The 24,636-nt window shown below is 69.4% G+C and carries 25 protein-coding genes; 12 read left to right on the top strand and 13 right to left on the bottom strand.

Going from position 1 to position 24,636, the window contains the following annotated elements:
- Positions 1-71 precede the first annotated feature (71 nt).
- Positions 72-704 carry a TetR/AcrR family transcriptional regulator gene (locus tag OG579_RS12500; RefSeq protein ID WP_328856187.1) on the top strand — a complete coding sequence of 211 codons (633 nt, stop codon included), beginning with the start codon at positions 72-74 and terminating at the stop codon, positions 702-704.
- Here OG579_RS12500 and OG579_RS12495 read toward each other — a convergent pair.
- A complete protein-coding gene (locus OG579_RS12495) occupies positions 693-1,334 on the bottom strand; it encodes a TetR/AcrR family transcriptional regulator (protein WP_328856186.1) in 642 nt (213 codons plus the stop codon). The two genes, OG579_RS12500 and OG579_RS12495, sit on opposite strands and share 12 nt — an antisense overlap.
- 107 nt (positions 1,335-1,441) lie before the next feature.
- On the opposite strand from OG579_RS12495, the gene OG579_RS12490 reads away from it, so the two are divergent.
- Positions 1,442-2,107 (top strand): peroxiredoxin-like family protein, encoded by a 666-nt coding sequence (locus tag OG579_RS12490; RefSeq protein ID WP_045824895.1) that lies wholly within the window; start codon positions 1,442-1,444, stop codon positions 2,105-2,107.
- Positions 2,108-2,123: 16 nt separating this feature from the next.
- Here OG579_RS12490 and OG579_RS12485 read toward each other — a convergent pair whose 3' ends face one another.
- From OG579_RS12485 to OG579_RS12470, 4 genes are all read right to left on the bottom strand, one after another.
- On the bottom strand, positions 2,124-2,846 hold the full coding sequence (locus OG579_RS12485) for a DsbA family protein (RefSeq protein ID WP_328856185.1): 723 nt from the start codon (positions 2,844-2,846) through the stop codon (positions 2,124-2,126).
- A gap of 40 nt (positions 2,847-2,886) precedes the next feature.
- On the bottom strand, positions 2,887-4,020 hold the full coding sequence (locus OG579_RS12480) for an epoxide hydrolase family protein (RefSeq protein ID WP_328856184.1): 1,134 nt from the start codon (positions 4,018-4,020) through the stop codon (positions 2,887-2,889).
- A gap of 85 nt (positions 4,021-4,105) precedes the next feature.
- Entirely contained in the window at positions 4,106-4,822 is a 717-nt protein-coding gene (locus OG579_RS12475; RefSeq protein ID WP_328856183.1) for a TVP38/TMEM64 family protein, read from the bottom strand.
- A gap of 108 nt (positions 4,823-4,930) precedes the next feature.
- The gene (locus OG579_RS12470; RefSeq protein ID WP_328856182.1) at positions 4,931-5,530 is read right to left on the bottom strand and encodes a TetR/AcrR family transcriptional regulator; all 600 of its coding nucleotides are present in this window, start codon (positions 5,528-5,530) and stop codon (positions 4,931-4,933) included.
- A gap of 102 nt (positions 5,531-5,632) precedes the next feature.
- Between OG579_RS12470 and OG579_RS12465 the strand changes: the two genes are divergently transcribed.
- The 6 genes from OG579_RS12465 (at position 5,633) to OG579_RS12440 (ending at position 12,228) form a co-directional block, all read left to right on the top strand.
- Entirely contained in the window at positions 5,633-6,826 is a 1,194-nt protein-coding gene (locus OG579_RS12465) for an MFS transporter (RefSeq protein WP_328856181.1), read from the top strand.
- Positions 6,827-6,904: 78 nt separating this feature from the next.
- Positions 6,905-8,356 carry an amino acid permease gene (locus OG579_RS12460; protein ID WP_328856180.1) on the top strand — a complete coding sequence of 484 codons (1,452 nt, stop codon included), beginning with the start codon at positions 6,905-6,907 and terminating at the stop codon, positions 8,354-8,356.
- Positions 8,353-9,459: an alpha-hydroxy acid oxidase gene (locus OG579_RS12455; RefSeq protein WP_328856179.1), complete on the top strand. Its 1,107-nt coding sequence runs from the start codon at positions 8,353-8,355 to the stop codon at positions 9,457-9,459. The genes OG579_RS12460 and OG579_RS12455 overlap by 4 nt, the downstream gene beginning before the upstream one ends.
- Positions 9,456-9,860, top strand: coding sequence for a RidA family protein (locus OG579_RS12450; protein WP_328856178.1), 405 nt, complete (start codon positions 9,456-9,458; stop codon positions 9,858-9,860). The genes OG579_RS12455 and OG579_RS12450 overlap by 4 nt, the downstream gene beginning before the upstream one ends.
- Positions 9,857-10,882, top strand: a complete 1,026-nt coding sequence (locus tag OG579_RS12445) for a hypothetical protein (protein WP_328856177.1) — start codon at positions 9,857-9,859, stop codon at positions 10,880-10,882. The genes OG579_RS12450 and OG579_RS12445 overlap by 4 nt, the downstream gene beginning before the upstream one ends.
- On the top strand, positions 10,879-12,228 hold the full coding sequence (locus tag OG579_RS12440; protein ID WP_328856176.1) for an FAD-binding oxidoreductase: 1,350 nt from the start codon (positions 10,879-10,881) through the stop codon (positions 12,226-12,228). Before OG579_RS12445 ends, OG579_RS12440 begins: the two co-directional genes overlap by 4 nt.
- Before the next feature lies 1 nt (position 12,229).
- Here the strand turns inward: OG579_RS12440 and OG579_RS12435 are convergent, their stop codons facing one another.
- Complete coding sequence (locus OG579_RS12435; RefSeq protein WP_328859231.1) at positions 12,230-12,661, bottom strand: nuclear transport factor 2 family protein; 432 nt, start codon at positions 12,659-12,661, stop codon at positions 12,230-12,232.
- A gap of 49 nt (positions 12,662-12,710) precedes the next feature.
- Positions 12,711-13,271: a molybdenum cofactor biosysynthesis protein gene (locus OG579_RS12430; protein WP_328856175.1), complete on the bottom strand. Its 561-nt coding sequence runs from the start codon at positions 13,269-13,271 to the stop codon at positions 12,711-12,713.
- Between the two features lie 224 nt (positions 13,272-13,495).
- Between OG579_RS12430 and OG579_RS12425 the strand changes: the two genes are divergently transcribed.
- Positions 13,496-14,875, top strand: coding sequence for an HTTM domain-containing protein (locus OG579_RS12425; RefSeq protein ID WP_328856174.1), 1,380 nt, complete (start codon positions 13,496-13,498; stop codon positions 14,873-14,875).
- 30 nt (positions 14,876-14,905) lie between these two features.
- Here the strand turns inward: OG579_RS12425 and OG579_RS12420 are convergent, their stop codons facing one another.
- Both OG579_RS12420 and OG579_RS12415 read right to left on the bottom strand, forming a co-directional pair.
- A complete protein-coding gene (locus tag OG579_RS12420; RefSeq protein ID WP_328856173.1) occupies positions 14,906-15,820 on the bottom strand; it encodes a 2-dehydropantoate 2-reductase in 915 nt (304 codons plus the stop codon).
- Between the two features lie 5 nt (positions 15,821-15,825).
- Complete coding sequence (locus OG579_RS12415) at positions 15,826-16,488, bottom strand: YqgE/AlgH family protein (protein WP_408068673.1); 663 nt, start codon at positions 16,486-16,488, stop codon at positions 15,826-15,828.
- Positions 16,489-16,618: 130 nt separating this feature from the next.
- Between OG579_RS12415 and OG579_RS12410 the strand changes: the two genes are divergently transcribed.
- The gene (locus OG579_RS12410) at positions 16,619-18,043 is read left to right on the top strand and encodes an MFS transporter (RefSeq protein ID WP_408068672.1); all 1,425 of its coding nucleotides are present in this window, start codon (positions 16,619-16,621) and stop codon (positions 18,041-18,043) included.
- Here OG579_RS12410 and OG579_RS12405 read toward each other — a convergent pair.
- On the bottom strand, positions 17,932-18,669 hold the full coding sequence (locus OG579_RS12405) for a hypothetical protein (protein WP_328856171.1): 738 nt from the start codon (positions 18,667-18,669) through the stop codon (positions 17,932-17,934). The two genes, OG579_RS12410 and OG579_RS12405, sit on opposite strands and share 112 nt — an antisense overlap.
- A 134-nt stretch (positions 18,670-18,803) precedes the next feature.
- Between OG579_RS12405 and OG579_RS12400 the strand changes: the two genes are divergently transcribed.
- Positions 18,804-19,895 (top strand): aminotransferase class V-fold PLP-dependent enzyme, encoded by a 1,092-nt coding sequence (locus OG579_RS12400; protein ID WP_328856170.1) that lies wholly within the window; start codon positions 18,804-18,806, stop codon positions 19,893-19,895.
- Between the two features lie 23 nt (positions 19,896-19,918).
- On the opposite strand, the gene OG579_RS12395 is transcribed toward OG579_RS12400, so the two are convergent.
- Together OG579_RS12395 and OG579_RS12390 are read right to left on the bottom strand one after the other, a co-directional pair.
- Positions 19,919-21,646: a chloride channel protein gene (locus OG579_RS12395; protein WP_328856169.1), complete on the bottom strand. Its 1,728-nt coding sequence runs from the start codon at positions 21,644-21,646 to the stop codon at positions 19,919-19,921.
- 112 nt (positions 21,647-21,758) lie between these two features.
- Positions 21,759-22,898 carry a metallophosphoesterase gene (locus OG579_RS12390; RefSeq protein WP_328856168.1) on the bottom strand — a complete coding sequence of 380 codons (1,140 nt, stop codon included), beginning with the start codon at positions 22,896-22,898 and terminating at the stop codon, positions 21,759-21,761.
- A gap of 207 nt (positions 22,899-23,105) precedes the next feature.
- On the opposite strand from OG579_RS12390, the gene OG579_RS12385 reads away from it, so the two are divergent.
- Positions 23,106-23,381: a GlsB/YeaQ/YmgE family stress response membrane protein gene (locus tag OG579_RS12385; protein ID WP_408068671.1), complete on the top strand. Its 276-nt coding sequence runs from the start codon at positions 23,106-23,108 to the stop codon at positions 23,379-23,381.
- A gap of 3 nt (positions 23,382-23,384) precedes the next feature.
- Here the strand turns inward: OG579_RS12385 and OG579_RS12380 are convergent, their stop codons facing one another.
- On the bottom strand, positions 23,385-24,614 hold the full coding sequence (locus OG579_RS12380; RefSeq protein ID WP_328856167.1) for an acyl-CoA dehydrogenase family protein: 1,230 nt from the start codon (positions 24,612-24,614) through the stop codon (positions 23,385-23,387).
- Positions 24,615-24,636: the final 22 nt, after the last annotated feature.

Raw genomic sequence — 24,636 nt, 5'->3', positions numbered from 1 at the left:
AATATGACCGTATTGCATGGAGCAATACAAGCATATTGGTTTCGCGTCGTCCACGCGGATAGGGTCGAGGCATGGCAGCGACCGAACATCGAGACGCACGTCGAGCGCAGATCGTCACGGGCGTCCGGGCCGTCGCACGTGCGCAGGGCATCGGGAACGTCACCGTCGCACGAACCGCGGACGCCGCGGGCGTGTCCGTCGGCATGGTGCAGCACTACTACCGCACCAAGGAGGATCTCCTCATCGACGCGTTCCGCGCCGTGCACGAGAGCGTTCTCGACCGGGTCGACCACCAGATCGCGCTGTCGGAGCGACGCGGGGCGCGCATCGAGCAGATGCTCGTCGACGGCCTGGCGCAGCTACTGCCGCTCTCACCCACGCGACGCGACGAGGTGTACCTCGCGCACGCCTTCGCCGGCCTGTCCCTCGAGGACGCCACCATCCGTACCCACCTCGACGACGCACGCGACGAGATACTCCGGCGGGTGAGCGCAGCGCTGGAGAACGGTCAGATGTGCGGTGAGGTGGATGCCGATCTGGATTGCGCTGCTGCGGCGTTCACCGTCGTCGCACTGGTCGACGGACTCGCCGCAAAGCTCCTTCCCGACGCCGACACAACCGAGCGGTCATGGGCGGTCGACGCCCTCACCGACGCGGTCGCCCGCCTGTGTCCGGGGGAATGCCACCACGGACTAGACGACTGACTGCGCCGCGAGAAGCTCGGCGTGACGCACGACGGCGTCGAGTGACGCCTCCAACGCCGTTGTGCTGCGCTGGATCTGGGCCATGAGCAGCCCGCCCTGCAGCGCTGCGAGAGTCGACATGGCGAGGGCCGAGGTGTCGGCGCGGTCGTCGAACACCCCACGCGCACGCATCGACTCGTAGCCGCGGCGAATCGCCCGCTCCCATCGCCCGAGGGCTCGTGCGACGCCGGCACGCGCGTCGACGTCGACCTCGGCGACCTGGACACCCAGTGATCCCAACGGGCATCCGCCCGAGCACCCGCCGAGGCGCTGGTAGTCGACGATCCACGCGCACCACCGCCGGAGTGCGTCGATCGAGTCGATCTCGGCGAACATCGACTCGTGTGCGCCGACGATGGTCTCGTCCTGATGCTCGATGACCGCGTGCACGAGCGCGTCCTTGTCGGCGAAGTAGTGATAGATCTGCGAACTGCTGACGCCCGCGCGCGCCCGGACGTCCTCCATCGTGGTGCCGGCGACGCCCGTGTCGAGCATCAGCTCGGCGGCCGCGGTGACGATCCGCGTGCGGGTCTCGCGACCTCTCGCCGTCAGCGGTCGGCCGGTGTTCGTGCGGTGGGTGTCGACGCTCATCCCACCACCGTAGAGTTTCTGGATTGGACAGTCCACTTTTCGTTCGACAGTCTGGTGTCACCGAGGCGGCGTGCCCCGGGATCGGACACACCAGTGAAGGAATCACGATGACCACATCGCAGGATTCGATGACCCAGCAGCTGACCGCGACCCTCGAGGGTTCGCTCACCCAACTCCCCGCCGAGGTGAGCGCGGCATTCGCCGCCGACCGGGACGGGCTCGACGCGGCCGGCACGCCCGCCGGGGTGGCCGCGGTCGGGAGCACCGTCGCCGACGTCGAGCTCATCACCGCCCAGGGTGCCACCACTCGTCTGCACAGCGAGATCAGCGGGCGCCCCGCTGTTCTCGTGTTCTACCGCGGCGCCTGGTGCCCCTACTGCAACGTTGCACTCGGCGCCTACCAGCGCGAACTGGTGCCCGCGCTCGCCGACCGTGGCGCGACCCTGATCGCCATCAGCCCCCAGAAGCCCGACGGCTCGCTCAGCGCGCAGGAGTCGAACGAGCTGACCTTCACGGTGTTGTCGGATCCTGGCAACGCGCTCGCGGGCCACCTCGGGATCATCGCGCCCAACAACCCCGACGCCATCGCGGCGCAGAAGCAGCTCGGCCTCGACGTCACCGAACACAACGCCGACGGCACCGCCGATCTGCCGTTCCCGACCGTCGTCGTTCTCGACGCGGACGGCACGATCGCGTTCATCGACGTGCACCCGAACTACACGACCCGCACCGAGACCGCCGACATCCTCGCCGCGGTCGACGCGCTCGGCTGAGCCGGACGGGGGCTCGTCAGCGCTTCTGGCGGCGCGAGCCCCCGTGCCAGTCCTCCGTGGCGCCGGCCTCGTCCTCGGAGACGCCGAGCCCGCGGAGTTGCGGCATCTCCCGCAGGCTGCGCTTGAGTTCGGCGAATCCGGGGAACCGTGCGAGACCGACGACGTGGTCCCACAACTCGGCGGCCTCCGACGGATCGGGCAGGCGACTGATCACCGGCCCGAAGAACGCGACACCCTCCGGCGGCCGGAAATGGATGATCGGCGTCCCGACGTCCTTGCCGGTGAGGGCGAGGGCCTCGTCGGTCTCGGCCTGGATCTCCGCGTCGCGACCGGCGTCGTCGAGGGCATCGAGATGCGCGTCGGACATACCGAGCTCGTCGAGGATCGGGGCGAGGAACTCGCGTGTGCCGCGGTGCGCGGGATCCTCGTCCGGTACCGGATTGGAGTCGAAGATGTGGTCGCCCAGCGTCGCGTACAGCGCTGTGACACCTTCGCGGCCGTACTGCTCGCGCACCGATGACGCCGCGCGGAGCAGACGCAGACCCGCGGTGTGTCCCGCCTCGTACTCGGGCGGGAAATGGGCGTCGTAGTCGATGTGGGAGTTGAGGAGTCGCAGCGAGATGAAGCGCCACTCGACGGAGTAGTCGCGTTCGCGCTGGACCATGCGTACCCATTTGCTGGTCATCCAGGCGAACGGGCACACCGGGTCGAAGTAGAAGTTGATGTCGGCGGTGGTCATGCTTTCCAGACAAGCACACCGCTGACGTGGTCACCTCCGATCAACGGAGGCCACGAAAGAGACTGCGAATGTCGTCGACCAGGATCTGCGGTTCCTCCATGGCCGCGAAGTGACCCCCACGATCGACGACGTCGGTCCATCGGACGATGGTGTTCGTGCGCTCGTCGAACCGTCGTATGCCGATGTCGTGGGCGAACTGGATGGCGCCGGTCGGCACGTCGGAGGGTTCGGGTTCAGGTCCCCAGGATGTGGTGGCGTAGCCGGTGTAGGCGGATGTCCCGGCGGTCGCGGTGAACCAGTAGAGCGATACGTGGGCCAGGAGTCGATCGAGGCCGAGGATGTCCTCCGGTGCGTATTCCGACGGCCACGTCCACGCCTTGAACTTGTCGACCATCCATGCGAGCTGCCCCACCGGTGAGTCGGTCAGTCCGAAAGCGAGGGTCTGTGGTCGAGTGGACTGTATTGCTATGTAACCGTATTCAACCTGCATGAAGGCACCGATGCGGTCGAGGCGGTCGCGCTCGAGTTCGCTCAGGCCACGTTTGGTGTCGTCGTCGAGCGAGTCGGGTGGCACGAAGGATTGCGACCCGTTCACGTGCACCCCGATGACTCGATCGGGTGCTGCGCGAGCGACTGCGGGAGAGACGGCGGCGCCGATGTCTCCTCCCTGGACACCGAAGCGGGAGTAGCCGAGCCGGTCCATCAGCGTCACCCACGCGCGCGCGATCCGGTCGGTGTCCCACGGTTCCGACGTCGGTCCGGACAGCCCGAAACCGGGCAGCGAGGGGATGATCACGTCGAAAGCGTCGGCCGGGTCGTCGGGATCGGTGAGGGGCTCGATGATGTCGATGAACTCGAACACCGAGCCGGGCCAGCCATGGGTCAGAAGGAGCGGAACGGCGCCGGAGTGCCGGGAGTGCACATGGAGAAAATGGATGGGGGTGCCGTCGATGGTGGTGACGAACTGCGGGTGGGCGTTGAGGCGCGCTTCCGCCGCACGCCAGTCGAACCGGTGTGCCCACGAGTCGGCGAGAGCCCGTATGTACGCCACGGGTGTGCCCGTGTCCCAGTCATCGCCGGGGAGCGGGGTCGGCCACCGGGTGCGTGCCAGCCGGTCCGCCAGATCGTCGATGTCATGCTGGGGAACATTCAGGAGGAACGGTGTGATGTCCATGCCCCACACCATGACAACGAACCAGGTCAGCCGCAGTCCTGAATCGCGGAGATCGGACGCGCGGACGCGCGGCGAGCTGCCGAGGTCAGTGCCCGACGACGCCGTCCACCGGTTCTCCCGCGGCACCGTCGGGCAACGGCTCGGGGTGACGCAGGCGCCGTGCGGCCACACCGGAGACGATCGCGATGACCGCGACCGCGGCCAGCGCGCCGACGAACGGCCACGACAGGGGAGAGGTTCCGTACGCGCCGACCGCGGTGTACCCGATCGCCGACGGGAGAATGCCCACGACGGTGCCGATGAGGTAGTCGCGTCCCCGGATCGCGCTGAGGCCGGCGGCGTAGTTGACGACGGCGAACGGGAACGGGATGAGGCGGATCAGCACCATCGCGATGAGTCCACGACGCCGCAGGATCGCGTCGATCGATGCGATGCGTTCCCATCCGAGTCGGGCCACACCGTCGCGCCCGAGCCATCGGGCGAGCAGGAACCCGAACCATGCACCGATGGTCGCCGCGACCATCACCACGATCGTGCCCTCGAGGAGCCCGAAGAGCAGTCCACTCGCGATGGTGAGAGCGCTCGCGGGAAACGGTGTGAGCGACACCGCGATGTAGATGAGGACGAACAGCACGAGGCCCCAGGCTCCGGCCGAGTCGACACGGTCACGCAGGGGTTGCGGATCGGGGATGTCGACGGTCACCGCGACGACGACAGCGGCGACCACGATCGCGACGAGGAGAGCAGCCTTCCAACGATGGCTGAATCGGCTGCTCGAGCCGATCGGCACGGTGTCGTCCACATCTCTCCCCGGGGTCGATGCTCAGCGTAGTGCCCGATTCGCTGCTCGCTTGCGCCGAACCCGCGGTCACAACGGCCCGACGGGCGGGGACGAGGGCCCCACGCGCGGTCAGGTGATGCGGAGCGCACCTCGGGCGGCCTGTCCGAGGTGCTCGACGATCTGCTCGGCGGTCCAGCCGTGGTGGTGCTCGAGGTCGTAGACCACCCGCTCGTCGAAGATCGTGATCCACAGCAGCACCGCGACGCGCCGGTCACCCGCCGGCATGTGCCCGGCGTCGACCAACGCCTGCAGGACCGCATCCAACGCCGAGTACAACGCGACGATCGACGGATCGCCGTTGTCGAGACGCTCGATGAACCCTTCATGGCTGCGGATGTGGCGGACCGCTGGGCCCCACGTCTGCGCCTGCGCGATCCACTCACGGCAGTGCGTCTCGAAACGCCGCACCGGATCGAGGTCGACATCGATGTCGCGCAACGCCTCCACCAACTCGCCCGCAGCACGGGCGTAGTAGGCGTGCAACGCATCTGACGGTGCGGGGAAGTGCCGGTAGGCGGTGGCGACGCCGAGTCCGGCCTCACTGGCGAGCTCCGGGATCGAGAAATCGACGCGCCCTTCGCGGAGCAACCGCTCCACCGCGTCGGTGAGCGCGACACGGCTGCGCACCGCATCGCTCCGGGTGTGGGTCCGCTGCTGTGCGCCGTCCATGGTTCCGATGGTATCCGAGAAGTTCTTCCCAATTCGCCGATCATCCGCTACGGTTGCCGCCTAAGTGACAAGAACTTCCCACTTAGTGATCGGAGGCCAGCCTTGCGAACCCTGCTCCCCGGCGCGCTGCTGGTCCTGGTGATGGCACAGCCGAACATGGCGACCGGCATGATGCCGCTGTACCGCTCGAGCTGGGATCTGCGCCCGATCCTCATCACGGTCATCTTCGCCGCCTACCTCATCGCACTGGTCCCGGCACTCGCGACCATCGGGAGGCCGCGGGCCCGCACCGGATGGTGGTGGCGCATCGCCGCCGGCTGCACCGCGAGCGTCGTCGCCGACGTGGTGATGGCCTCGGCCGAGTCGGCCCCGATCGCCTGCGTCGCGCGCATCGCCGCCGGCGTATCGGTGGGGCTGGTCACCGGGTCGGTGGCCGGGTTGATCCTCGAGCGACTCGGCGAGCGGGGACGCACCGCCATGGCGACGGCGACCGTCCTCGGGTCCGCGATCGGGACGATGGCCGCCGCCGGCTTCGCCGAGTACCTCCCCGCGCCGCGCGTCACCGTCTACCTGGTGCACGCGGTGCTGCTGGCGATCCTGGCCACAGCGGTCTGCGCCGACCGAGCCCGCGTCGTCGCCCCCTCTGCGCGATCCACCGTCGCAGCCACGACCGAGCCCGCCCATGCATCGCGTCCCCGCATCGCCGAACGCCCGCTGGTCGGCTACCTCTGCGGTGTATCCGCGTGGGTGTCGGCGGGGCTCGTCGTCGCCCTGCTCCCCAGCTACGGCGCCGAGCTGCTCTCCACCCGCAACCTGACACTGTTGGCCCTGCCGGTCACCATCTACCTGGTCAGCGCCTGGCTCGCACAGCGCGCCGTCCGGCCGACCGCACTGCTCGCCCATCCCCTGATGGCACAGGCGATCATCATCGTCGGCGTGGCCGTCACCGCGCTGGTTCCGGTCGTTCCCAGCCTCGCGGTCCTGGTCGTGGGGGGAGTGGTGGCGGGAGTCGGACAGGGCCTGTCCTACCGCTCGGGTCTCCACATCGTCAGTGCAGCAACGGAACCGGGAGACCACGCCAGGGCTGCGTCGCGTTATGCCGCGGTCGCCTACCTGTTCGCCGCCATCGCCACCGTCGGGTTCGGTGTCGTGGCCACCACGGCGTCGATGTCGACCGCCGTGCTCACCGCCGCGGCTCTGCTCACCCTGATCCTCGCCATCGCCGCGGTCACCCGCGCACGCCACACCACCACATCGGCATCGTCGCCGGAACGCGTCTCCGAAGCTCTCGTCTGATCCGTCCACACCCGCAACGGATTCCCTCTGCAGTGCCGCAGTCGGATCCGGTGCACCGTCATATCTCGAGGAGCCGACATGGCCACCACCTTTCGCCCGCAAGTCCGCTCACTGCGCCGACGGACACCGACCGTGCCGACCTCCGAAGCCGGCGGGGATCGCGTCCTGCACCGCAGGCTCGGTCGGCTCGACCTCATCGCCATGGGTGTCGGCGCCATCGTCGGAGCCGGGATCTTCGTCACCACCGGCGTCGCGGCGGCCACGAAGGCGGGCCCGGCGATCATGATCTCGTTCGTGCTCGCCGGGGTGATCTGTGTGCTCGTCGCGCTCTGCTACAGCGAACTCGCGTCGATGACCCCGGTTTCGGGGAGCGCGTACACCTACACGTACCAGTCGATGGGCGAGCAGTCGGCGTTCCTGGTGGGCTGGAATCTGCTGTTGGAGCTGGTGGTTGCCGGTTCCGCGGTGGCCATCGGGTGGTCGGGGTTGTTCACGGCCACGCTGCACAGCCTGTTCGACGTCACCCTGCCAACCGCGATCACCGCCGGGCCCGGCGCCGGTGGCGTCGTCAACCTCCCGGCTGTGCTGATCATCGCGGCCATCGTCGCGGTACTCGTACTCGATGTGAAACTGACTGCTGCGGTGGTCAAGTCGCTGGTAGCACTCACCATCGCGGTACTCGTGTTGGTCGTCATCATCGGCGCACCGCACGTGCACACCTCGAACTGGGCACCGTTCGCGCCGTTCGGGGCACACGGCATCGCCGCGGGCGCCGCGCTGGCGTTCTTCGCCTACCTCGGCTTCGACATCGTCGCCACCTCGGCCGAGGAGACCAAGAACCCCGGTCGTGACATGCCCTGGGGCATCATCGGTTCCGTCGTGATCGCGACCGTGCTCTACGTCGGTGTGTCCGCTGTGCTGACCGGTGTCGCACCGTATCCGTCGCTGAACAACGAGGCGCCCGTCGCCACCGCGCTGGCGGCCGTCGGCGCCGGATGGATCGGGAAGGTCATCCTGGTCGCCTCGGTCATCGCGCTCACCAAGGGGTTGCTGATGCTGTTCTACGGTCAGACTCGGTTGGTGTTCGCGATGTGTCGCGACGGGATGTTGCCGCGGGCGTTGTCGGTGACGACGCGCCGCGGAGCCCCGAAGCGCCTGGGCATCGCGCTGGGCATCGTCGGTGCGGTGATCGCCGGGCTGCTGCCCATCGACACCGTCGCAGAACTGGTGAACATCGGCGCGCTGTTCGCCTTCGCGGTGGTCGCGATCGGCGTGATGATCCTGCGGTACACCGCACCCGAGCGGGCGCGCAGCTTCCGTGTCCCGCTCATGCCGCTGGTCCCCGTCCTCGCCATCGCGGGGTGTGTCTGGCTGCTGACCACCCTCGAGGCACTGACCTGGATCCGCTTCGCGGTCTGGACCGCCGTCGGCATCGCCGTCTACGTCGGCTACAGCCATCACCATTCGGTCGCGGGCCGCACCGAGGACGCCACCGAGGTCACCACAGACACCCCGGGAGTCCCCGCATGACCGACACGATGTACTCCACCACAGTCGATTTCGGGAGCCTGGACGAGATCCGCGACGCGGCGCTCGCCGTCCTGCCCGCCGATGTCGCCGACTTCCTCGAGGGCGGTGCCGGTACCGAGTCCACGTTGCGCCGCAACCGGTCTGCGTTCGAGCGGTACGCCATCCTCCCGGAGCCGATGAACGGCGTCGGCGATCCGTCCACCGCCACCGAGATCCTCGGGATCGGGATCGACCTGCCCGTTCTCACCGCGCCGTTCGGCGGCGACGCACTGTTCCATCCCGACGGACACCGCGCCGTGGCCACCGCCGCCGCGGACGCTGGGACCGTCGACATCGTCCCCGAGGCCGGCAGCTTCTCCTACACGCAGGTGCGCAAGGACGCCCCGCGGGCCGCCCGCATCGCGCAGTTGCATCCCTTCACGCATGCCGCGCGCGTGGCCGATCTGATCGCCGACGCCGGCTACGACGCGATCTGCGTGACCGTCGACTGCCCCATGGGCGGGTTCCGCACCCGCAACATGCGCAATCGGTTCTCGCCGGACCTGTTCGCCTTCAGCGGCAATGTCGTGGTCGCGGACGGCCCGGGCGAAGCAGGCGACGGTCCGCGGGTGGCCGAGGTCATGGGGCAGCTGATGGGCAGCGGCGAGAGTGCCTGGAGCTGGGGGGATCTGGCGGCGGCCGCTCGCGACTTCCAGTTGCCGTGGATCGCGAAGGGAATCCTCACCCCCACGGCCGCCCACCGAGCACTCGCGGCCGGCGCATCCGCGCTGGTGGTGTCGAACCACGGTGGACGGCAGGTGGACCCCGCCCCCGCCAGCCTCGACGTCCTGCCCGCCATCCGGGCAGCCGTCGGACCCGACGTCCCCGTCCTCGTCGACAGCGGGATCCGTACCGGCGCCGACGTCTTCGTCGCACTCGCCCTCGGTGCCGATGCCGTGATCATCGGTCGCGCGGCGATCTACGGGCTGGCCGCGGCCGGACAGGCCGGTGTGCACCGGGTGTTGACGCTGATTGCCGAGGAACTGCGGGTCCTGATGACGCTCTCGGGCGCCGCGACCGTCGCCGACATCACCGCCGACCGCCTGATGGAGGTGCGGTCATGACCACCGACACCGCGTCGTCGGCACCGGTTTTCCCGAAGGCCGTCCGCCACGGCGACACCGTGTACACCTCGGGACTGGCCGCCGTCGACCCGTCGACCCTGACCCCCACCAGCTCCGACTTCGACGCGCAGTGCGCCGACGTCCTCGCCCAGCTGGACGCCGCGCTCACCGACAGCGGCAGCAGCCGCTTCGACGTCGTCAAGCTGGACTGTTTCCTCGCCGAGCGCACCCATTTCCCCGCCTGGAACCAGGCGTTCGCCACATTCTTCCTCGGCAGCGTCGCCGGAAGTACCGGTGCGGGCATCCCTGCCCGCACCACCACCATCACCACGCTGCCCATCGACGGGTTGCTCATCGAGATCCACGCCATCGCACGCACCTCGAAGGAGACCACATCATGACGATCACCACGCCCATCACCGACACCGCCACGTCCGGAACACAGTCACCCGCCGTCACCCTCCGAGACGTCATCGAGGGCCAGACCGCCGGCCATCTGATCGTCGCAGCCGACGACTACGACTGGTGGACAACGCTGCTCGCGGACACTCCGATCCAGCCGACCTCGGCGATCGAGAACGTCGTCGCCGACGGACTGATCCGCGCCGGACTGCTCGCCGGCTCACCGGCCGGTATCCTGCTGACCGACGCCGGCCGAGAGGTCGCCCACAATCGTGGCTTCGTGCGCGTCGCCGTCCGCGGCTGGGAACCGACGTTCCGACAGCTGTCGGCACAGCGCGGCGCCGACCACATCCCCGCGGCCACCGAGCCCGGCGATGTCGCTCGCGGCTGTACCGACATCGCCCGACGATGCCCGGAGATCCTCAGCGGTGTCGGAGGTGCGATCGCGGCGGGAACCCCCGGGATCACGATCGACCTCGGATGCGCCGATGCCGGGCGGATCGCATTGCTGTCGCAGATCGCGACCGAGGAGACGTTCATCGGAGTCGACATCGAGGACGGTGTGATCGCCGACGCGACCGCCGAGATGGGATCGCGTGGGCTGTCGGACCGAGTGCGCCTGCTCGCGGGCTCGGTGCAACCCGGTGCCGAGATGCCCGCCTGGCTCGACGACGTGGATCGTGAGGCGGTGACCACGGCCATGTCGTTCTTCCTGCTGCACCAGTTGGCCAGCGACGGTGGCGGGATCGCGCCCGTGCTCGCGAGGTGGATGGAATGGTTCCCCAACCTGACCCGGCTGGTGATCGGCGACGGCATCCGACTCACCGCGCCGCGATGGACGGGGCAACCGTGGTTCTCACCGACCTACGAGATCTACCACGCGATCACCGGCGTCCAACTGTGGAGCGACGCCGAGTACGAGACGGCGTTCGCCGACCTCGGATGGACTCTCACACAACGGCACTCCGACCACACCATGCTCGTGACCAGCATCCTCGAGCGGTCCGCCGATTCCCGATGACCGCCACGCTCGCCGACGCCCTGCCGGGCAAGATCGACACCCGCGCCGCGGTTCTCGATGGGTTCACCCGCGACGAGACCGGTCGCGGTGGTCGCCCGCCACGGGCGGTGGTGCACGCCCACACACTCGACGACGTCGTCGAGTGTGTGCGGTGGTGCTCTGCGACACGGACACCGGTCATCACCGTCGGCGCGGGGACCAGCCTCGAGGGGCACCTGCTCGCCCGCGGCGACGAGGTGATGTTGGATCTGTCGGCGATGACGGCCATCACGCGGGTGTCGCCGTTCGACTTCACCGCGGTCGTCGAGCCCGGCGTGACACGGACACAGCTCGATGCGGCGTTGACGCCACACGGTCTGCAGTTCCCGGTCGATCCGGGCGCCGACGCCACCCTCGGCGGGATGGCGGCAACCAACGCGAGCGGCACGACCTCGGTGCGCTATGGCGGCATGCGACCGAATATCGCTGCGCTGCAGGTGGTCTTCGCCGACGGCACCGTCCATCGCCTCGGCCGCCCGGTCGCCAAGACCAGTAGCGGATACGACCTGAAAGACCTGCTCATCGGGTCGGCGGGCACACTCGGGGTGATCACCGAGCTGACCGTTCGCTGCCATCCCGTCCCCGATGCGATGGCGTCACTGCGCCTGCAGTTCGACAGCATCTCCGACGCCGTGTCCGCTGCGGTCGCCATGCTGTCGAGCGCTGTCGCGGTGACGCGTCTCGAGCTCGTCGACGCCGCGAGCATCGCGGCCATCAACCGCTACCGACAGACCCGCTACCCCGAGCGACCCACCCTGTTCGTCGACGCCGCCGGGCCCACGCGGGCCGTGCTCGACGACGTGACCGCGCTCGTCGCCGAACTGGCGAGGGAGTGCGGATGCACCGGCATCGACATCGCTCGGACCGCGACGGAGCGAACGGCGCTGTGGGAGAACAGACATCATCTGTTCTTCGCCATCAAGGCGGCGCATCCCGGACATCGCTTCCTCGTCACCGACACCGCCGTACCGTTGTCCGAGATCGCAGGCGCGGTCGACGCGGCGCACCGCTGTGCGGCGCAACTGGGCGTCGGGATCACCGTCGCCGGCCATATCGGTGACGGCAACGTCCACGTCGTCATCCCGTACAGCGGCGAGACCTACTCCCGCGCTCGTGCGTTCTCCGACCGGATGGTCGAGTACGCGCTGTCGGTCGGGGGCACGGCCAGCGGTGAGCACGGCATCGGGCTGAGCAAGAAGCGGTATCTGGCGGCCGAGCACGGTGGCGCCGTCGATGTGATGCGGGCGGTGAAATCGGCGCTCGACCCACTCGGGATCCTCAACCCCGGCAAGATCTTCGACCTCTGACTCATTCCAGCACGATGTCGTAACCCGGACCGCGCTCGTCGTCGGGTCGGCGCCCGAAGTACCGACGGTCGGACTCCGCGATGGGCACGTCGTTGATGCTGGCCTCGCGCCGTCGCATCAGTCCGTTCTCGTCGAACTCCCAGAGCTCGTTGCCGTAGCTGCGGAACCATGCCCCGTCGGCGTCGTGCCACTCGTACTGGAACCGCACCGCCATCCGGTTCTCCCGGAAGCCCCACAGGCTCTTGCGTAGGACGTAGTCGAGTTCGCGTTCCCACTTCGCGGTCAGGAACTCCACGATCGCGGGACGCCCGGTCAGGAAGGTGTCGCGGTTGCGCCACACCGAGTCCGGCGTATACGCCAGACTCACCTTCTCCGGATCGCGGGTGTTCCAGGCGTCCTCGGCGGCCTGGACCTTGGCGATGGCGGTGTCCATCGTGAACGGGGGGAGCGGCGGACGGGGCTCGGGTGCGGTCACGTGCCCATCATCTCCCGTCGGCGATGGGTTGGGCGCGGCGAACCTGATCGGCGGCACGGGACGGATCGAGCTCCACCGAGCACCGGATGACGGCGGTGCCGAGACGAAGGACGCCGTCGCCGAGCGGCTGCGCGCGCAGACCGCCGCGTCCGATCAGCGCCTTGCGGGATCCCTCGCCGGCCATGGTGTCCATCCACGAGCACGGGTGCGCGGGCCGTCCTCCCCGGAACCGCACCGGGCCGTCACCGGTGTCGATCTCGAACTCCTCGCCGCGCAGGGGATCGAGCTCGAGTCCGCGCACCATCACGTTGCGGCGGGCGACCACGGGGTCGGCGGTCCCGGCGGCGGCCTCCCACGCCTCGAGCGCCAGGAAGGTCACCGCCGCCTCGGTGTGCGCCCGCACCCCGAAGAACCGGTCCCCGCGGATGCCCTTGTCGGCGGCGATCTCCACATGGCCGGGAAGCGCGGTGGGTACATCCTCGGCCGGACCGTCCTTGGCGCGTCCGAAGTAGGCGTGCCCCGGTGACACCAGCAGCGTCACCACCTCGAAGCGGTATTCGCGATCCATACCCTCCACGCTGGCACACTGATGGACGTGACGGCATCCGGAGACGTGCGAAGCCGCGCATCGGGCGCGTGTCTCCTCGGCCTGCCCCGCGGCGAGTTCGACCCGGGGTGAGCGGCACCGGCATCGCGCGAGGTCACCGCGACCGAGACCGCACGCTGTCATCGGGACCGCCCCTGACGGGGACTGCGGGCGACGCCCGGGTTCGGGAACTGAGCAGTCGATGGTTGTTCGGTCTGTTCGCCACGCTGCTGGCGGTGTCGCTGATCCTGCACCAGCTGTGGTGGGACGGCCTCGAGACCAACTCCCTGCACGCCGTGGTCGTCCTCGCCGCGCTGTGGTTGCTCGTGCGGCCGACGTCGGTCGTCCGGTTCGCGATGATGCTGGCCGCCGAGGTCGTCGCGGTGGTCGGTGACCTGCCCTACGTCGGCGACCACACGCTCGTCGTGTTCGTGACCGGCCTCGCGGTCCTCGTCCTCCTGGGCTGGACCCTCCTCCGGAGCCGACGCCTGCCCGCGGCCGGCGAGCTGTTCGACTCCATCGCGCCGTTCCTCCGGCTGCAGCTGATCATCGTCTACGCGGCCGCGGCGCTGTCGAAGCTCAACACCGACTTCCTCGACCCGCAGACCAGCTGCGCCGGCCCGATGTCACAGAAGATCATCTGGTTCGACCCCACACTGATCGGCGGGACATGGCGGATCACGCCGTCGATCTGGGCGACTGTCGCGATCGAGATCGCGCTGCCGATCCTCCTCGCGGTCCCCCGGACGCGGGTGGTCGCGCTCGTTCTCGGGTGCGCGTTCCACGTGGTGCTCGCGCTCGCGGGCAACGTCCCGTTCTCGGCGTTGGCGCTCGCGCTCTACGTCGCGTTCCTGCCGACGCACACCGTCTCGGGTCTGCACGGTGTCCTGCTCCGACACCGACGACTGCGAGCGATGACACGGGTCGTCGCGACACCGACCGCGTCGGTGGTCCTGTTCGCGGTCGGGGTGGGTCTCTGGCTCGGCGCCGCGCAGGTCCTCGGCCGCGACCCGTGGTCGTGGTCCGAGGGACTCGGCGGCCTCGCCCGAGTCGCCATCGTCGTCATGGTCGGTCTCGCCGGGTTCGCGTTCGTGATCGGTCGACGCCGCGGTGGCGCCGCCGAGTACGCCCGCCCACGATCGGGGCGACGTCTCGGCCACCCGATCCTCGTCGTCGCGGTCGCGCTGCTGCTCGCGAACGCCGCCTGCCCCTACCTGGGACTGCGATCGGAGAGCACTTTCACCATGTTCAGCAACCTGCGCACCGAGCAGGGCGCCTGGAACCACGTGCTGATCCCGGAGTCGGTGCGCGTCTTCGGGTTCCAGGATCGGCTGGTCACCGTGGTCGCGACCGACGATCCCGCGCTGGCCGCCCGGACGAGTTCGGGCACCGAGCTCACCCGGTTCGAGCTGAACCGCTACCTGCGATCACACCCTCGCGCGGAGGTCACGTGGTCGGAGGCGGGGGCGGATGGTGCCGTCACCCGATCGCGTGGGCCCACCGCGACGAAGCCGGGACAGACGCTCGCCGAGAAACTGGCGCACTTCAAGGACGTACGGCCGCGCGACGACGGTGACTGCGGGTGACTCGCTGGAGACACCGGGCCGCGCGCCGGGTCACCGCCGATGCCGGTAGAGCGACAGGTTGACCGACGCCGCGGTCAGCAGTGGCACCGACACCGCCAGCCGGTCGGCACGGCGGACCAGATCGGTGATGACACTGTCGGATTCGACGTCGCGGCCGGCAACCATGTCGCGGTAGAGCGAGGCGGTGAACGGTGAGCCCTCGGCGATCAGCCGTGCACGGGCTCCGTCGATGACCCGCGGGCGGACGGTGACGCCGGATGCCGCGGCCACCGACGCGCATTCGTCGATCACCGCGCGGGCGACCGAGGGGCCGTGTTCGGTGGCGGTGATGTCGCCGACCGCGGCCTGCAGCAGCGTGGTGAGCGCGGCCGCCGACGCGAGAAAGATCCACTTGTCCCACATGTCGGTGACGATGTCGGCCGAGCACACGGTGTCGAAGCCCGCCCCGGACAGCGTCGCGTCGACGGTGTCGATGCGCGCCGACCGACCGCCCGCGAGTTCGCCGTAGCGCATGAACCGGTCGGGTCCGAGGAGGTCGATCGATCCGTCGGGGCGGAGCTGACTCGCGACGACCGCGACCCCACCGAGCACGGCCTCGCCGAAGGTGTCGCGCAGACGGTAGAGGTGACGCATCCCGTTGAGCAGGGGAAGCACCACGGTGCCGGCGGTGACTGCGGGCGTGATGTCGGCGATGGCGGCGTCGAGCGCCTGTTCCTTCACCGTCACGAGCACCAGGTCCCATGAGGTGTCGGCCAGTCGATCGGCGGTGACGGTCGGGGCGCGCGTGACCGTCGTCGTCTCGCCGTCGCGCACCACCAGTCCGTCGGCGGCCAGCACCTCGGCGCGGGCGGGGCGGACGAGGAAGGTGACATCGCGACCGGCGTCGAGGAGCAGCGCTCCAAAGAATCCACCGACCGCGCCGGCCCCGACGACGAGTGTGCGCACGCCTGTCAGTTCCGGCCGACGTCGATGGGGTGGGTGGCGAGGAGGGGAAGCGGCCACGGCTGCCGACGCAGCACGTCGGCGAAGACATCGGACCCGGCCGGGGCGATCAGGTCACCCGGCAGCGCCGAGGCGACCAGCCACGAATCGTGCCGGAGTTCGTCGTCGAGCTGGCCGATACCCCAGCCCGAGTAGCCGGCGAACACGCGGATGCCCTCCAGGACGTCGGCGAGCTGTTCGGGGTCGGCGTCGAGGTCGACGAGCACGACGCGACCGTCGACCGGTCGCACCCCGAGGACGGTGTCGACGTCGACGCCGCGCCGCACCACTCCCAGGCACAGCGCGGAGTCCTGCTTGACCGGACCACCGATGAACACCGCGGGCGGCGCCGCGGTGATGTCGGTCCACTGCGGCAGGAGATTGTGGACGGCGGTCTGGCTCATCCGGTTGACCACCACCCCGAGGCTGCCCGCGTCGTTGTGTTCGACGATGTAGATGACCGACCGCCGGAACGTGGGTTCGGTGAGCGTGGTCGCCGCGATCAACAGGCTGCCCGCGCGAATTCGCCCTGCCTCCACGGTGTCCCAGCTCGCGTCGAACCCGCCACCGACCGCATCGTGCTCGCGGGAACCCTCACCGGGAACGTCCTCGGGGTCATCTGACCTGGCCACATCACCATCATGGCACGCGCGGGCGCCGAGGGCGGTCGGCTCGCACGTCCCGGCCGATGTCGAGGTTCGTCGGTCACCTCGTCGGCGATCGTCAGGATTCTCACAGCTCGCGGCCCCGCGCCCCGTCCGCATGGTTTGTACCCTCGGTCGGGTGACTTTCTTGCGCGCCTTCCACGGCCGCCCCGGACTGGGGCGGCTGTTGGCCGTGCGCCTGAGCAGTCAGGTGACCGACGGGCTGTTCCAGGCCGCTCTCGGCAGCGCCATCCTGTTCAATCCCGAGCGGCACGCCGACCCGCTGGCCGTCGCCGGCGGGCTCGCGGTGCTGTTGCTCCCGTATTCGGTGATCGGTCCTTTCGCCGGCGCGCTCCTCGATCACTGGGATCGCCGGACGGTGCTCATCTGGGCCAACATCGCGCGCGCCGTCCTCATCACCGCGGTGGCGACGTCCATCGCGGTCGGCGCCCCCGACACCGTCGTGTTGATCGCCGCGCTCGTGGTGACCGGAGCGAGCCGGTTCGTGGCCAGCGGACTGTCCGCCGCACTGCCGCACGTGGTGGACCGCGAGGCACTCATCGGGATGAACGCCTTCTTCACCACCATCGGCTCGGGTGCTCTCGCCGTCGGCGCCGGACTCGCTCTCGCGCTGCGCGCGATCTTCGGATCCGACAACTCCGGTAGCGCCGCGACCACCATGGGCGCGGTGGTGATCGCGCTGCTCGGCGCGGCGCTCGCTGCAGGCTTCGCGCACCTCGCCCTCGGCCCCGACCATCCCGACACCGAAGGTGCCCCGGTCAGCGCCGAACACCCGCGCGGTCCGGCGATGCGTGCGGTCGCCGTCGGACTCGTCCACGGAGCGCGCGCCGTCGCCCGGGCACGCGGGGTGTCGGGCGCGCTGACGGCGATCGGTGCGCATCGACTCGTCTTTGGGCTGAACACATTGATGCTGCTCGTGCTCACGCGGCACTCCACCCTCGGCGGCGGGATCGCCGGTGTCGGTCTCGTCGCGGCGATGACCGCGGTCGGCATGTTCTTCGCCGCCATCCTCACCCCCATATCGGTGGCGCGATGGGGTCGACGCACCACGCTGTACGTGGCGTTGTCGGTCGGCGTGGTCGCCGAACTGACCCTGCTGACGTTCAACGGCATCGTGATCTGCGCCGCGGCACTCGTACTCGGGTTGATCGGACAGATGGCCAAGTTGTGCGGCGACGCGGCCATGCAGATGGACACCGACGACGCCGTGCGCGGGCAGGTGTTCTCGTTCCAGGACGCGGTCTTCAACGTCGCCTACGTGGCCGCGGTGACCGTGGGGGCGCTGGTGATCTCCGACAACGGGCACTCACCCGGACTGCCCGCCGCAGGCGCGGTGATCTACCTTGTCGCGCTCGTCGCGGTCCGGGCCGTCTACTCGCCGCGGCGCCTGTTCGCCGACGACCCTGCAGCTCACCGTGCCGCCGCCGAGGCGGACGAGCCCTCGAACCCGGACTGCCCGCGCAGTGCCCAGGTGTCGGCGACACCGTCGGCGTCGGCGTCGATCACCACCCCGTCGAACTGACGGTCGCCGTCGAGGTCGATCAGCACCCGTACCGGTTGCGGGTCGTCGGAGCCGGCGAACACCAGTCCCACCGTCGATCGGCCGGACGCATCCGGGTCGACGATCCGGTCGTCGGACCGGCCGTCTCCGTCGAGATCGCGACGGTCGTCGGGCACGGCCTCGGCCCGCTCGGGCTCCGGCACGGTCACCGACGCGGGCGGGGTCGACCGCACGGCCGTCTCGCTCGTCGGTGCCGCGGGTTCGGTCCCGACGTGGACGTCGTGGACACGGTGGTCCCACAGCCCGCGACCGGTGTCGGAGTAGAACCGGTCGGGATCGTCGCCGTCGACGTCGAGGGCCGCGAGATCCACGCGACCGTCTCCGTCGGAATCCCACATCGCGTCGTCTCGATGACCGTCGCCGTCGAAGTCGATGGTGACCGCATCGACCACGCCGTCGCCCGACAGGTCGCGGTCGGCCGGCGACGACCACTCGGTGGCGGCACCGTCCCCCGTCCCGAACGAGTAGGTGAGCAGGGGGTGTGCGTGCTGCGCCGACGCATCGGCACCGTGGGCCGCGGGATCGGTCGGGTCGTCGAACGCGAGATCGTCTGCAGTGAGATGGTCTGGGGCGCCGAGGAAGTCCATGGCGCTATGACGTTCGTGGCCGGCCGCCGGTTCCACCGTTCCCGTCGAGACATCGGTTCCGGCCGAGACGGGCCCGCCGATCGCCTCGGTCCGGACGGGTAGCGTGACACTCGCTTCGTCGGCGAAAGGCCCTCATGTACATCAGCGAACTGGGCGAGATGTGGCATCGCGCCCGCGTGGAGCCGCGCACGGTACATCTGGACTCCGCGGCGGCGTCACGATCCTCGAACGCCGTGATCGAGGCGGTGACCGCGCATCTGTGGCGGGAATCCGAACGCGGCGCCTACATCGCCGCCGAGGAGGCCGCCGATCAGGTCGCGCGGTGTCGCCGCGACATCGCCGCGATGGTCGGCCACGACGCCGACGAACTCGCCTTCCGCGAGAGCGCTCTCGCGGCGTTGCGCGCGCTGCTCACCTACTGGAATCTGCCGATGTCGGCGACGGTGTGGGTCTGCCCCAACGAGTACGGCCCGAACCTCGACCAGTTCGAGCGACGCGGGTACGCGGTCCACACGATGCCGTCGACCGACGTGTACGGCCGGGTCGATCTCGACGCGCTCGAGAACATGCTGCAGTTCGAACAACCCGACGTCATCCACGTCTGCCATGTCGGGTCGCACAGCGGGATCGTGCAGCCGGCCGCGAAGATCGTCGAGTTGGCGCACCGCGCGGGTGTTCCCGTGGTCGTCGACGCCGCCCAGGCCCTCGGCCAGGTCGACTGCGTGACCGGCGCCGACATCGTCTACGGCACCAGCCGCAAGTGGATCGCCGGCCCGCGCGGCGTCGGCTTCCTCGCCGTCCGCGCCGATTCGTTGCGGCCGGTCGAGATCGAGAGCTCCGAGGCGTTCATCGCCGGCCGTATCGGCCTGGGTGTCGCGGTGCAGGAGCTCGCCAGCTTCGGCCTCGAGCGGGTGCGCCGCGAACTCGCGGCCATCGGCAGGCACACGCGGGAACGGCTCCACGGCGTCGGCAGTTGGGAGCTGCTCGAACCCATCGACGAGCCCTCGGCGATCGTCACCCTGGCACCGCCGCCGGGGTGGGGATCCGGTGATGTCGCCGCGGCACGAGAACGACTGCGCTCCTTGGGGATCCTCACGACCTGTGCCGAATCGTGGCGGGCGCCGCTGTTCACCGAACAGTCCGTGCTGCGGATCAGTCCGCATCTCGACGTACGGCGAGAGCACCTCGACACCCTCGCCACCGAGCTGCGCGGCATGGGCTACTGAACGCGCTTCTCGGCGGACCCTTCTCAGCGGGATCGCAGGGTGGTCAACACATCCCGGTGGGTGATCCACCCGATGACGTGGTCGTGCTCGGCGTCGAGCACCGGTAGTCCGGTTCCCGCGTGATCGGCCATGGCCTCGAGCGCCTCGTCGAGCGTGCTGTCGGCGGTGACGGCCTCCGGCAGTTCGGCGATCTGCGCGACGGTGACCGCACGCGCGGAGGGGAGCTGCATCGCCTCGGCGATGCCCCGGGCGCTCACGCACCCGCGGTAGAGACCACCCTGATCGACCACCGGGATCAGGGACCGGTCGGAGTCGGCCAGGATGCGGGCCGCGGCCTTGAGATCGGTGTCGTCGGGAACGGGATCGGGGGCCGGTCCGACGGCACGCCCGATGGTCTGTCCCTCGTACGGGTCGGGATGGACCGCCTTGTCGATGTCGATGCCGCGACGCAACAGCTTTCGCGTGTAGATGGTGTCCTTCGAGATGAGCTGACTGACCCCTGCCGACATCGCCACGGCCAGCATCAGCGGCAGGATGATGCTGTACTCGCCGGTCAGCTCGAACAGGATGATGACGGCCGTGATGGGTGCCCGCGTGGCCCCGCCGAGCGCCGCACCCATGGCGACCAGACCGTATGCGCCTGCGCTGACCACGACGCCGGGCGCGATGTCGTGTCCGATGGCACCGAAGGCGCTGCCCGCCATGGCCCCGATGAACAACGTCGGCGCGAACACCCCTCCGGAGCCGCCGATGCCGATGGTGAGGCTGGTGGCCGCGATCTTCGCGACCAGCAACAGAAGGAGGAACCCGACGACGTACTTGCCCTCCACGGCGTTCTGCAGGATCGGGTAGCCGACGCCGTACATCTGGGGCACCGCCAGCAGCACGGCCCCGAGCACCACGCCCCCCACCGCCGGCCGCGCCCACTCCGGCCACCGCCACACCCAGTCGCAGAGATCCTCCACGAGGTAGAGAACCTTCGAGAACAGCACGCCGACGGCGCCGACGACCACGCCGAGCACGATGTACAGCCCGTACTCGGCCGGGTTGTGCACGGTGAACGCCGGCAGCGACAGGAACGGGTCGTCACCCAGCACCGCGCGGGCGAGCAGACTCGCCGTCACGCTCGAGAGCACCACCGCGCCAAACGATTCCGCGGCGAAGTCCCGAAGGATCAGTTCGAGCGCGAAGAAGGGACCGGCCAGGGGAGCGTTGAAGGTGGCGGAGATGCCACCGGCGGCTCCGCACGCGACGAGCACCTTGAGGCGGTCGGAGTCCACGCGCGTCCACTGGCCGAGGCCGGAGCCGATGGCCGAACCGATCTGGACGATGGGTCCCTCCCGGCCCACCGATCCACCGCCGCCGATGCACAGGGCGGAGGCGAGCGCTTTGACCAGCGCCACGCGCGGCGCGATCCGACCGCCGCGTTGGGCCACGGCGTACATGACCTCGGGGACACCGTGCCCCTTGGCCTCCGGGGCGAAGCGGTAGACGAGCGGCCCGTAGACGGCACCCGCGATCATCGGCGCGAGGAGCAGGAACCACATCCCCAGCCCCGGGAAGTGCGGGCTGCCGACGCGACCCGCGGCGGAGAAGTCATCGGTCCCGGTGAACAGCCACGTGATCGAGGTGATGAGCCACCGGAAGGCCACACTGCCCAGACCGGTGCCGAGACCGATGACGACCGCGAGCGGGACGAGGGCCGCGCGCTCGGTCCGGAGCCACCGGCTCAGCGAGAGCGGGACCGTCATCGCTCCGCAGCCGACAAATCGGACAGCACAACAGGTTCGGCGAACTGACCATGGCGCGATTCCATCGTCCGAACGTATCGCTCCGACGCACCTGCCCCGCGCCGGCCCGGTATCAGGCCGGTGTCAGCCCCAGCATCGAGATCTCCGGCGGAGCACCCACGCGCACCGGCGGACCCCACGCACCTGCTCCGCGCGTCGTGTAGATCGTCGTGTCGCCGATGGTGTCGAGGCCCTCGACCGTGGGCTGCTGCAGCGGCACGAGATACCGCAGCGGCCAGATCTGCCCGGCATGCGTGTGACCCGACACCTGCATGTCGACATCGGCGGCCGACGCCTCGCGCGCCTGCAGGGGCTGATGGGCGAGGAGCAGGACGAAGCGGTTCGGGTCGCGTCCGGCGAGTGCGGCGGCGAGGTCGGGTTCGTAGGGGCGCGGCGCGGTCGCGTCGTTGATGCCGGCGACGTCGATCTGCGCACCGTCGCGCGTCACCGTGGTCCGCTCGTTGCGGAGGACGGTGACCCCCAACGTCTCCCACAGGTCGAGCCAGCGTCCGCCGTCGTCGGCGTAGAACTCGTGGTTGCCGCTCACGGCGAACACACCGAGTGGCGCGGAGAGGTCACGCAGCGGCGTGAGGTCACCCCCGACGTGCTCGACGGTCCCGTCGACGAGGTCGCCGCCGAGGACCACCATGTCCGGACGCAGGCTGTTGATGCGATCGACGACCTCGCGGACGAAACCCACCCCGCGCGACGGTCCGGCGTGCAGATCCGACACCAGCGCCACCGACGTGCCGGCGAAGCCCGCCGGTAGGCGGTCGAGGGCGATCGTCGTCCGGGTGACGCGCGGATGCGCCGCCTCGACCAGGCCGTAGGCGACGGTCGCCACCGATGCGACCACCACCACGGCCGAGCCGATGCGGTTGGCGCGCAACCGCATCGACGTGCTGTCACCTGTGCGGCCGATGTGTACGAGTCGCACGCCCAGAGTGACGACACCGAGGACGATGGTGCCGAGCAGCAGATAGAGAACGACCGCCATCCACGTCCATCCCGCGAAGGCAGGCCACCGAGACCACGCCGGGTCGAACACCGAACCGGAGCCGAACCCGATCAGCGCGAGGGCTCCGGCGATCACGAGGACCACGTCGGCGCCGATCGCGGCGCGACGCGGCAGGCGGGTGGCACGGACGAATCGCAGGTGCAGCACAACGGTGACGAGGGCGAGGATGATCCCGACGAGCGGCAGATTGGACATCGTGGTCGCTACGATACGGACACTTCGGACCTCGGGGCGCGCGGCCAAAAGGGCATCGCGCACGTCGACGACCCGTACCGTGAGACCGAGCGTTCAAACCATGAGCACTTCTCCGCCCGTGCATCACCACCGCACGCGCGTCCGCTCCATCCGTGAACATCAGACCGAGGAGTCACCATCAGCACAACCGCAGTCGCCGTCGAGATCTTGGCGGAACGTTCCACCACCACGACCAGCGTCGGCATCATCGGCTACATCATCATCGGCGGACTCGCCGGCTGGATCGCCAGCAAGTTCATGGGCACCGACGCTCAGATGGGCATCGTCCTCAACGTGGTCGTCGGTGTCATCGGCGCGTTCCTCGGCGGGTTCCTGCTGAGTTTCGCCTTCGACACCGCGAGCGGCGGGTGGTTCTTCACGTTCCTCACCGCACTCCTCGGCTCGGTGATCCTGCTCTTCATCGTCAAGCGTCTCCGCAAGTAGCTCCTACTGCAGGCGCCTCGCGGCCTGCTTGACCAGTCCGCCGCCGATGATGAGGCGTTGGATCTCGCTGGTGCCCTCGTAGAGGCGCAGCAGCCGGGCGTCGCGGAAGATCCGTTCGACGACGACGCCCCGCATGTATCCGGCACCGCCGTGCACCTGCACGGCGGTGTCGGCCACGGTGCCGAGCATCTCGGTGCAGAACAGTTTCGCCATCGAGGGTGCGATCCGCCGGTCGGTCTCGGCCACCCACTGTCGTGCGGCCTCCCGCACGATCGTTCGCCCGGCCATCACCTGCGTGGCCATGTCGGCGATCATCGCCTGCACCGCCTGATTGCTCCCGACGGGTGTGCCGCCCTGCGTGCTGACCGCCGCCGAGGTCACCGACTCGTCGAGCGCACGCTGCGCCTGGCCCACCGCGACCGCGGCGATGTGGATGCGGCCCCGCGCGAGGATGGTCATCGCAGCCCGATAGCCCACGTCGGCATCACCACCGACCAACGCCTCCGCCGACACCCGCACCTCGTCGAGATGCACCGTCGCCGTGAGGGAACCCTCCTGGCCCATCTTCTTGTCGGCCGGCGCCACGCTCACCCCCTCGGCGTCGGCGGGCACCAGGAACACCGCGATCCCCGGCCCGTCGGAGTCAGCGTCGCGGTAGCGCGCGAACACGACGAACAGGTCGGCGGTGGGGGCATTGGTGATGTACCGCTTCTCGCCGGTGAGCACCCACTCGTCACCATCGGCGACGGCCTTCGTGCGCAGTCCGGCCGGGTTCGATCCGGCGCCGTCCTCGGTGAGTGCGAACGACGCGACCACCTCGCCGGAGGCGATCTTCTCGAGCCATGTCCTCTTCTGCTCATCGGTGCCGAACTGCACCAGCACCTGCCCGGCGATGCCGTTGTTCGTCCCGAACATCGATCGCAGCGCGAGGCTGGTGTACCCGAGCACCTCGGCCAGACGCACCTCCTGCGCGAGGTCCAGACCCAGGCCTCCCCACTGCTGGGGGATCGCGAACCCGAACAGTCCGAGATCACGCGCGGCCTGCCGCAGATCGGCGGGGATCTCGTTGCCGTCGGCGATCTCCTGCTCACGGGGGATCACCTTCGTGCGGATGAACTCCTCGGTGGTGGCGAGGATCTGTCCGAGTTCCTCGGCGTCGACCTCGGCGCCCGCGACGGCGAGGTCACCGGCTCCGGGGCCGTCGATGGTGGGGCCGACCTTCGTTGTCGTCATCGGTCCAGCGTAGGTCGCCGCC

Source organism: Williamsia herbipolensis (genome assembly GCF_036153515.1).
GTDB lineage: Bacteria > Actinomycetota > Actinomycetes > Mycobacteriales > Mycobacteriaceae > Williamsia_A > Williamsia_A herbipolensis.
Note: the sequence above shows the minus strand (reverse complement) of the source record. Positions and strands in the feature narration are given on the sequence as shown.

Coding starts and splice junctions, on each gene's coding strand:
- OG579_RS12430 (WP_328856175.1), bottom strand. CDS start 13,271: ATGGATCGCGAATACCGCTTCGAGGTGGTGACGCTGCTGGTGTCACCG.
- OG579_RS12400 (WP_328856170.1), top strand. CDS start 18,804: ATGTACATCAGCGAACTGGGCGAGATGTGGCATCGCGCCCGCGTGGAG.
- OG579_RS12500 (WP_328856187.1), top strand. CDS start 72: ATGGCAGCGACCGAACATCGAGACGCACGTCGAGCGCAGATCGTCACG.
- OG579_RS12435 (WP_328859231.1), bottom strand. CDS start 12,661: ATGGACACCGCCATCGCCAAGGTCCAGGCCGCCGAGGACGCCTGGAAC.
- OG579_RS12480 (WP_328856184.1), bottom strand. CDS start 4,020: ATGGACATCACACCGTTCCTCCTGAATGTTCCCCAGCATGACATCGAC.
- OG579_RS12440 (WP_328856176.1), top strand. CDS start 10,879: ATGACCGCCACGCTCGCCGACGCCCTGCCGGGCAAGATCGACACCCGC.
- OG579_RS12450 (WP_328856178.1), top strand. CDS start 9,456: ATGACCACCGACACCGCGTCGTCGGCACCGGTTTTCCCGAAGGCCGTC.
- OG579_RS12395 (WP_328856169.1), bottom strand. CDS start 21,646: ATGACGGTCCCGCTCTCGCTGAGCCGGTGGCTCCGGACCGAGCGCGCG.
- OG579_RS12410 (WP_408068672.1), top strand. CDS start 16,619: ATGGTTTGTACCCTCGGTCGGGTGACTTTCTTGCGCGCCTTCCACGGC.
- OG579_RS12470 (WP_328856182.1), bottom strand. CDS start 5,530: ATGGACGGCGCACAGCAGCGGACCCACACCCGGAGCGATGCGGTGCGC.
- OG579_RS12485 (WP_328856185.1), bottom strand. CDS start 2,846: ATGACCACCGCCGACATCAACTTCTACTTCGACCCGGTGTGCCCGTTC.
- OG579_RS12390 (WP_328856168.1), bottom strand. CDS start 22,898: ATGTCCAATCTGCCGCTCGTCGGGATCATCCTCGCCCTCGTCACCGTT.
- OG579_RS12495 (WP_328856186.1), bottom strand. CDS start 1,334: ATGAGCGTCGACACCCACCGCACGAACACCGGCCGACCGCTGACGGCG.
- OG579_RS12490 (WP_045824895.1), top strand. CDS start 1,442: ATGACCACATCGCAGGATTCGATGACCCAGCAGCTGACCGCGACCCTC.
- OG579_RS12455 (WP_328856179.1), top strand. CDS start 8,353: ATGACCGACACGATGTACTCCACCACAGTCGATTTCGGGAGCCTGGAC.
- OG579_RS12405 (WP_328856171.1), bottom strand. CDS start 18,669: ATGGACTTCCTCGGCGCCCCAGACCATCTCACTGCAGACGATCTCGCG.
- OG579_RS12445 (WP_328856177.1), top strand. CDS start 9,857: ATGACGATCACCACGCCCATCACCGACACCGCCACGTCCGGAACACAG.
- OG579_RS12460 (WP_328856180.1), top strand. CDS start 6,905: ATGGCCACCACCTTTCGCCCGCAAGTCCGCTCACTGCGCCGACGGACA.
- OG579_RS12380 (WP_328856167.1), bottom strand. CDS start 24,614: ATGACGACAACGAAGGTCGGCCCCACCATCGACGGCCCCGGAGCCGGT.